Below are 8,258 nucleotides of genomic sequence, written 5' to 3' on the forward strand. Positions count from 1 at the left end.
GTGCAATTGACTGGATTAGGCGATCGCTATCCATCACAACTTTCTGGTGGTCAAAGACAACGGGTAGCATTAGCAAGGGCACTGGCAGTAGAACCTGAAGTATTACTGCTAGATGAACCTTTTGGCGCACTCGATGCTAAAGTTCGTAAAGACTTAAGAGCATGGTTACGCCGCCTCCATGATGAGGTTCATGTTACCACGGTTTTTGTCACCCACGATCAAGAAGAAGCAATGGAAGTCTCTGATGAAGTTGTGGTGATGAATAAAGGGCGTGTGGAACAGGTGGGGACACCAGCAGAAATTTACGATAATCCTGCCACGGCATTTGTAATGAGCTTCATTGGCCCGGTGAATGTCTTACCCAGCAACTCAAAGATTTTTCAAAGTAGCGGATTTGATGCGCCACACCCACAAGTGTTTTTGCGTCCGCAAGATGTGATTTTGGAAAAGGTTGCTAACGGTTCTACTACGGCTGCGACTGTGAGCCGTTTGATACATTTGGGTTGGGAAATTCAGGTAGAATTAACTTTTGATGATGGGCAAGTGGTGATGGCGCATTTAACACGCGATCGCTTCAACCAATTAGAATTAGAACCGAAACAGCGAGTGTATGTGAAACCAAAGGATGCAAAGTCCTTTCCCGTGTCTTATTCAATTTAGTTAGCAGTATAAAAGTATTTATGCTTGCTGCTTTAGGCCACAGGAGAAAAACGTTGCCAGAATATTTGCCAAATCCACCAGTAACCAGTGTAATCAGAGATAGATTGCAGATGTACAAAAGCACCAGCCTAGTATCATACTGAAGCTGGTGCGCTAGCTTTTCATTGATTTTTTGTGAGGACTAATTTAATCCTCTAACATTCGACTTTCTACATGGCACCGCTATATCTGCTCCTACTAACAAGGAGTCAAATTAAACCTAATTCTATAAATTCCATTGAATCCAATTTGAGTTCGCTGCCCCGCAGCTACATTTGTCGCACGCGCTATCAAAGTTGTGTTGATGCCGAAAACCGAATTCACTGGGTTAGCACATGTATTTAGTGTATCCCCTGTAATAGCTACATCTTTTAGCCATCCCACTGAAGAGCCAGACGAGAAGTTTGTGTTTAGATCATCCCTAGATGGAATTACTTTCCCTTGAAACACTGGTGTAACCCTTAGAGCAGCAGTACCCCCCTGAGGCACATTTGCAAAACCAGAATACCTCAAGTTAATGGGCTGAACTTTGTAGCCCTTAGGGACATTAAGCCCAATTCTGAGATTGCAAGATTGTGATACAACTGTAGGAGATACAGCTATAGCCTGAAATCGCGGGAAAGTTACAGACAAAGTATTTCCTAGCAAACTTACTACGGCATTTCCCGACGGGCAGCCATTTCCGAAAACAGTTACTGGAACACTTTCAAACTGAAACCCTTGTGTTTGAGCCTGTGCCTCAGATAAACCCACAACATTTAAACTCAGTAGCGTCAAACTGGAAATAAGAGCAGTTAAAACTTTCATATCTTTCATCTCAAATAAAGAGAGTTTTTCAGGTTTGTTGTCAATAACTATGTCTCAAGACATAGAGTCAAAAATTTCTTCAGAGCGATTGGAAGAAATCTTTCGATAAGTTGGGAAACCAGCTTTATAGAAAGTAGCTTTTGGGAAAATTGAATACAAAACTAATTGTCCATTTAAAAAACCTAACAAGGATTAAATTTAAACTTGATTTGGAACAATACAGGGCCGATTGTTGTGTCAATTGCATCAATTCGGATTTGGATTCCTAGACCTCTTGCTATCAGAGTTGAATTGATACCAAAAACCGAACTTACTGGGTTCCTAGATGTAGGTATTGTATTTAATACAATACCTACATCTTTGCTCCAAACACTTGAGAAGCCAGCATTAACTTTTGGTTTGGATTATCGTTAGTTGGAACTTCTTGACCTTGAAAGAGTATTTTCACCTTCAGGTAAGCATTGCCTCCTTTAAGTACATCTGCAAAGCCAAGGTATTTGACGCTAATCGGCTGAATATTAAATCCAGAAGGTATCCGCAAAAATGTGTAATTTCCTGTGAATATTACATACAATGTCAAACTCCTAAGATACTTGTAGACGAAAAACTTTTATCTGGCGGACTCTTTGGTGTTTGGGGATTTTTAGCAGTCTTTAATTGTGTATAATCCGCTCTGGTTAAAGGAGACAGAAATAGGATAAAACAATCAATTTCTGAATCGGAAATTATTTATTAGCGTATTTCACTTATCAGAAAATAATTCAGGAGTCAGGACTTATAATTGAGAATTGAATTCTGGACGACTTGCGCTAGCGAATTTACCAGTGAATGAATAAGTGGGTTTCAGACTCCACCTAAATCTTCTCTTTGGAGACGCACTTACGTTCGATTTAGTGTTCAACAATATAAATGGCGGGACTGGATTCCCTACTAATTGATTCTGACTCCTGAATTCTTACTTCTGAATTATTATTCAGAATTGCCCTCATAATAAGCCTTGAAAAAATTTAAAATCACAGATAAATATATTTTACCTATTGAAAGACAGGTGTTTTATAAGTTGTGATTTTGTTAGATATATTCAGGTACTTTGACTTGACCTAACTATTTATCAAGACAGAAAATCAAAGATTTATTCAGAGGGATGAGAATAAATCTTTTAAAAATTTGGTAAACCAGCTTTATAGAAAGTAGCTTTTGGGAGAAATAAAATGCAAAACTAACTATCCATTTAAAAAACCTAACAAGGATTAAAATCAAACTTGATTTGGAATAATACAGGGCCGATTGTTGTGTCGATTGTATCAATTCGGATTTGGGTTTCTAGACCTTTAGGTTTACTTGGTACATTTGTAGCTCTTGCTATCAGAGTTGAATTGATACCAAAAACCGAACTCACTGGGTTTGTACATGCATTTATTGTATTTAATACAATACCTACATCTTTGCCCCAATTATCTGAGAAGCCAGTATTAAACTTTTGGTTTGGATTATCGGTAGTTGGAACTTCTTGACCTTGAAAGAGTATTTTCACGTTCAGCTCAGCACTGCCTCCTTTAGGCACATCTGCAAAGCCAAGGTATTTGACATTAATTGGCTGAACGTTAAATCCAGAAGGTACACTCAGACCGATCCGCAGATTGCAGGATGTTGCTACAGTCTGAGGACGTTGAGCTTTAGCTTCAAATGCAGAAAATGTTATTGAAAGGGTGTCTCCATTCAAAACTCCCTGTATTTTTCCCGGTGGACAACCACTTCCTGCAAAACTTACTGGAACATTTTGAAGCTGAAATCCTTGTGTTTGAGCCTGTACCTGAGATAAACCCACTATATTTAAACTCAGTAGGGTCAAGCTGGAAATAATGCCAGTTAAAATTTTCATGTTGTTATACTCCGCGAAAACGTTTAATTTTCTCTACAAATTAGCTGCAACTTAAAATTCCCTAAGACTCTTCCTTCTACACCAAATAACTTTAACCACCAGGCTCTTTGGTATTTGGAGAGTTATAGCAGTTCTTAATTGTCTACAATACGTTCTGGTTAAAGCAGACAGAAATCGCATGAAATAATTAATTTAAGAATTGCCATTTTGTTGCCAATACTATTTTTCCAAACAAAGAGCCAGAGATTTCTTCCAATCGCTCTGAAGAAATCTTTGGATAAGTTTGGTAAGCAATTTTAGAGGATGTTTTAAAAAGGTATTTTGCTCTCATAATAAAGCACGCCGAAGTATCTCAGTACATAGCTGAAATCTTATTTTTTTCGTCGCAGTTGACCTGAGCCAGAACAGTAAAACTATACATTCCGGGACTTTTAAAACATCCTCGTAGATGCGTCAGCTTTAATGAAAAATTAAATGCAAAATTGACTATGCATTTAAAAAACTTAACAAGGCGTAAAAGCAAACTTGATTTGGAACAATACAGGGCCGATTGTTGTGTCTATTGTATCAATTCGGATTTGGGTTTCTTGATTTTGAGCTACATTTGTAGCTCTTGCTGTCAGATTTGTATTGATACCAAAAATCGAACTTACTGGGTTCTTACATGCATTTATTGTACCTAATGTAATACCTACATTTTTGTTCCAAAGATCTGAGAAGCCAGCGTTAAACGTTGCGTTTGGATTATTGTTAGTTGGAACTATTTGACCTTGAAATAGTATTCTAACGTTCAGGTTAGCATTACCTCCTTTAGGCACATCTGCAAAGCCAATATACTGGACGTTAATTGGCTGAACATTTACTCCAGAAGGTACATTAAGACCGATCCGCAGATTGCAGGACGCTGATACAACCTTAGGAGGTGAAGCTTTAGCTTCAAACTCAGAAAATGTTACAGAAAGAGTATCTCCACTCAAAATTCCCTCTGCTGTTCCCTTTGGGCAACCATTTCCGAAAAGAGTTACTGGAACTTTTTGAAAAGTAAATCCTTGTGGTTGAGCCTGAGCCTGTACCTGAGCTAAACCAACTACATTAAAACTAAGTAGCGTCAAGCTGGAAATAATGCCAGTTAAAGTTTTCATAATTTTGAACTCCGCAAAAATGTGTAATTTCCTGTGGACATTAGCTGCGACTTCAAATTCCTAAGATACTTATACACAAAGGAATTTTACCCAGCAGCCTGTTTGAGGTTTAGGGACTTTTAGCAGTTATTAAATGTATGCAATACGCTCTATCAAGGCAGATAGAAACATGATAAAACAATCAATTTCTAGCTCGGAAATTAATTATTTATCAGCGTATTTCACTTATCAGACAAGAATTCAGGAGTTAAAATTGGCAATCTAGAATTTAATTCTGTACAACTGGGGTAGCTACCCTACGAGCGGATGAATAAATGGTTTAAGGCGGCGACTAAATTGCTCGCGTAGCGTCTCCAAAGGAGAAGATTTAATGGTCAACTACAAATAGGCGGGTCTTAATACCCTACTAATTGATTTTGACTCCTGAATTCTCACTTCTGAATTTTTCCATTGAGAATTGCTCTTAAAACAAGCCTCAAAAAAATAGTAAGTCATTTGAGAAATATTTTATATCTATCTAAAGGAATAGATAAAGTGAATTTTAACAAACTATTACGGGAAAGTACTTACGTATGTAGCGGTGAGACAGCGCTCTTGGTAGGGTTTCCCTCAGTAGCTACCTCCTCTACTTAGAGAGGCCCCAAGTAGAGGAGGTAGTGGGTAAACTAATCTTTTAAAATCTGGATTTCATCAAGTTGATTAATCACCACATCTGCACCTCGGACGTTATCCGACTTACCTACCCAAGTGATACCAATACAACCTGCGGCTTTAGCATCACGCGCCATTTGCATATCACCAACGGAATCACCTACCATCAATGTAACGCCTGGTTGGACTCCCAAAGCTTGGCAAGCTTGCAAAAATAGCACTGGATCTGGTTTACTCGGTCCCTCATCTACTCCCATTTCCAACTCGATATAATCATTTAATTGGTGATTCTCTACAAAGTTATGTACTTCATCACTTGTTGCTGCGGAGAGGATACCGAGTTTCAACCCACTTTTCCGTAGGTATTTCAACAAGTCTAAGCTACCCACAAACAGGGGTGAAGGAGTTTTTTCAATGTATTTTTCCGCTTCATCCAAAGCTTGACGGGCTATTTTTAAGGATTCAAACCATCCTTTTCCTGTTTCGGCAATATATGCCGCAGCCGCAACTTCTGTTTCACGACGACTCGCTACCGATATCAAACCCGCTGGATCTAGAATATTCCCATTGATGCCAAATGCCATTAATAGCGGTTCCCCAATACCGGGAACTTGAGCATCTATCAACCTTGCCGCTCTTTGTGCGAGCGATCGCAAATACGTTTCTGAATCTTCTAGAGTACCGTTTTTGTCAAACAAAATTGCCTGAATATTATCAAAAGCGATGTTTCTACATTTAATAGTTGCCATAATATTTCATTCCATTTATTTAGTTAAAATTTAGTTAAAAGTGAAGAGTTATGAGTTTTTATGCTTAACTCCTAACTGTTCCCAATTCTCCATATAAAAAAAGAGGGTTTTCCCCTCTTTATAGAATATTTAATACTCTTACTTAAAAATAAGTAAAACTATAAATGTATTATTCTTCAATAGCTGCTGGAATTCCCTCTTCAGTTTCCGTTGCTGCGGGAATTTCTTCTTCAGTTTCCGTTGCTGCGGGAATTTCTTCTTCAAGTTCCGCTGCTGGTGGAATATCTTCGTCAAGTTCCACTGCTGGTGGAATATCTTCGTCAAGTTCCACTGCTGGTGGAATATCTTCTTCTGCTATAACTTCCGCAGGTGTAGCAGCCGCAGCAGTAGCACCTTGTTGCTTGGCTAACAGTTGTTCACGATATTTAGCAGCCATTTCTTCTGCTTTATCGTAGACCAAATCCCGGTTTTTAATCATGTCGCCGGGTTCGGGTTCTAGCTGCTTGGTAGATAGGGAAATGCGACCCCTTTCTGCATCCAAGTCAATGATCATAACTTTTACTTCATCATTGACATTGAACACGCTATGAGGTGTATCAATATGTTCGTGAGAAATTTCAGAAATGTGCAGTAGACCACTGACGCCGCCAATGTCGATGAAAGCACCGTAGGGTTTGATCCCACGAACTGTACCAATTACTACTTCGCCGACTTCTAGGCGGTTCATCTTACGTTCAACCAGCGCCCGACGGTGAGATAGAACTAAGCGGTTACGTTCTTCGTCCACCTCTAGGAATTTTAATGGCAAATCTTCGCCTACCAATTCTTCTTTAGGTTTGCGGGTACTGATATGGGAGCCGGGAATAAAGCCACGTAATCCCTCAATCCGTACCAATGCTCCACCGCGATTGGTTGCAAATACGCCAGAACGGACAGTAGCATCTTCTGCTTGTAGCTGTCGCACGCGCTCCCAAGCCCGCATATACTCAATACGGCGAATGGAAAGGGTTAATTGACCATCTTCGTTTTCGTCGGTAAGGATGAAAAATTCCCGCGTTTCGTTTGACTGTAAGACTTCTTCCGGGCTATCTACCCGGTTAATAGACATTTCTTGTATAGGAATATATGCTGCGGTTTTAGCACCAATGTCAATCAGAGCGCCGCGCGGCTCTATACTGAAAACTGTTCCTGGGACAACATCACCAGGGCTAAAATGATAATCGTATTTGTCAAGTAGAGCAGCGAAATCTTCGTGAGTGAATCCAATTTCTGTAGCGGTTAAATTCTGATTGACCATGCTGATTTGTTCCTGGTTCTAGTCTCCGTAAAGGTTGTGCGACAAGCGCGATGTGCTATGCAAACAGTTTTATGGCAGCTTACATTAACATCCATTTTCATCCTAGCGCAGAAAAGCTAGTATTAACACATATCTACTCCCAAGATTGGAAATTATATCACAATTTTAAAAATGATTGGTTATTTACTTAGTAGTTAAAACCAACAGAGAACAGACACAATAATATCCGTTGCTACTATACATAGTAGCAACGGATACTAACATCAAATCCGCTTAAAGGTCTGGTATATAGGATCTACTTATCTTTTGGTTTCTCAAAGCGAGGGGGTTCGCGAAATGCGATCGCAAAAAAGAGAGTACCTATACACAGAGTAAAAATTAAGATGTACGCAACGCTTTCCATATTACGATTTCCTGCCTATCGAGCCAGTAATGAAAGTTTTTAGTGCTGAGTCGCTTTAGTGCTGAGTTAGAGCCTTAACTCGTAACTCAGCACTTATAACTCAGCACTGAAATTAGAGAGCTTCCTTCCGGCGGGTTGACTTGTCACCCACTTTCTGGAATAGACCCCACTCAACTTGCTCTTCTAGGTCGGCATCAACACCAGCAAATACGTCTCGGTAGATTGTCCGAGAGCCATGCCAGAGGTGACCAAAGAAGAACAAGAGAGCAAATACTGCATGTCCAAAGGTAAACCAACCTCTAGGACTGGTGCGGAATACACCATCAGAGTTCAAGGTTTCTCGGTCAAATTCAAAGATTTCACCACCTTGAGCTTTCCGGGCATACTTCTTCACATCAGCTGGTTCTGTAAAGGTTTGACCATTCAGATTGCCACCATAGAAGCTGACGGTAACGCCAGATTGCTCGAAGCTATACTTAGATTCTGCCCGACGGAAGGGAATGTCAGCGCGGATAATTCCATCTGCGTCTGTCAAAATTACTGGGAAGGTTTCAAAGAAGTTGGGGAGACGACGCACGGTCAATTCCCGTCCTTCAGAATCTTTGAATACGGCGTGACCTTGCCAAGA

At 39.9% G+C, this 8,258-nt stretch carries 8 protein-coding genes and 1 pseudogene; 1 reads left to right on the plus strand and 8 read right to left on the minus strand.

The window, feature by feature from the left end; translation table 11 throughout:
* On the plus strand, positions 1-660 hold a 660-nt coding region (locus V7K25_RS08250; RefSeq protein WP_335156819.1), incomplete at its 5' end, for a sulfate/molybdate ABC transporter ATP-binding protein.
* 237 nt (positions 661-897) lie between these two features.
* Here the strand turns inward: V7K25_RS08250 and V7K25_RS08255 are convergent.
* From V7K25_RS08255 to V7K25_RS08290, 8 genes and pseudogenes are all read right to left on the minus strand, one after another.
* Positions 898-1,506, minus strand: coding sequence for a DUF4360 domain-containing protein (locus tag V7K25_RS08255; protein WP_335156821.1), 609 nt, complete (start codon positions 1,504-1,506; stop codon positions 898-900).
* Positions 1,507-1,858: 352 nt separating this feature from the next.
* On the minus strand, positions 1,859-2,080 hold the full coding sequence (locus V7K25_RS08260) for a hypothetical protein (protein ID WP_335156823.1): 222 nt from the start codon (positions 2,078-2,080) through the stop codon (positions 1,859-1,861).
* Between the two features lie 666 nt (positions 2,081-2,746).
* Positions 2,747-3,388 (minus strand): DUF4360 domain-containing protein, encoded by a 642-nt coding sequence (locus V7K25_RS08265; RefSeq protein ID WP_335156825.1) that lies wholly within the window; start codon positions 3,386-3,388, stop codon positions 2,747-2,749.
* 503 nt (positions 3,389-3,891) lie between these two features.
* Entirely contained in the window at positions 3,892-4,530 is a 639-nt protein-coding gene (locus tag V7K25_RS08270) for a DUF4360 domain-containing protein (RefSeq protein ID WP_335156827.1), read from the minus strand.
* 665 nt (positions 4,531-5,195) lie between these two features.
* The gene (locus V7K25_RS08275) at positions 5,196-5,930 is read right to left on the minus strand and encodes an HAD family hydrolase (RefSeq protein ID WP_335156829.1); all 735 of its coding nucleotides are present in this window, start codon (positions 5,928-5,930) and stop codon (positions 5,196-5,198) included.
* A gap of 169 nt (positions 5,931-6,099) precedes the next feature.
* Positions 6,100-7,227: a 30S ribosomal protein S1 gene (locus V7K25_RS08280; protein ID WP_335156831.1), complete on the minus strand. Its 1,128-nt coding sequence runs from the start codon at positions 7,225-7,227 to the stop codon at positions 6,100-6,102.
* A 295-nt stretch (positions 7,228-7,522) separates the two neighbouring features.
* Positions 7,523-7,630, minus strand: a complete 108-nt coding sequence (locus V7K25_RS08285; protein WP_084227385.1) for a photosystem II reaction center protein T — start codon at positions 7,628-7,630, stop codon at positions 7,523-7,525.
* A 112-nt stretch (positions 7,631-7,742) separates the two neighbouring features.
* A pseudogene (locus V7K25_RS08290) lies at positions 7,743-8,258 on the minus strand (photosystem II chlorophyll-binding protein CP47); the annotation flags it as partial.

It is taken from the genome of Nostoc sp. (assembly GCF_036919495.1).
GTDB lineage: Bacteria > Cyanobacteriota > Cyanobacteriia > Cyanobacteriales > Nostocaceae > Nostoc.

What these genes read in the sequence shown, in the direction of transcription:
- V7K25_RS08265 (WP_335156825.1), bottom strand. Translation starts at nt 3,388, where the DNA reads ATGAAAATTTTAACTGGCATTATTTCCAGCTTGACCCTACTGAGTTTA.
- V7K25_RS08255 (WP_335156821.1), bottom strand. Translation starts at nt 1,506, where the DNA reads ATGAAAGTTTTAACTGCTCTTATTTCCAGTTTGACGCTACTGAGTTTA.
- V7K25_RS08270 (WP_335156827.1), bottom strand. Translation starts at nt 4,530, where the DNA reads ATGAAAACTTTAACTGGCATTATTTCCAGCTTGACGCTACTTAGTTTT.
- V7K25_RS08275 (WP_335156829.1), bottom strand. Translation starts at nt 5,930, where the DNA reads ATGGCAACTATTAAATGTAGAAACATCGCTTTTGATAATATTCAGGCA.
- V7K25_RS08280 (WP_335156831.1), bottom strand. Translation starts at nt 7,227, where the DNA reads ATGGTCAATCAGAATTTAACCGCTACAGAAATTGGATTCACTCACGAA.
- V7K25_RS08285 (WP_084227385.1), bottom strand. Translation starts at nt 7,630, where the DNA reads ATGGAAAGCGTTGCGTACATCTTAATTTTTACTCTGTGTATAGGTACT.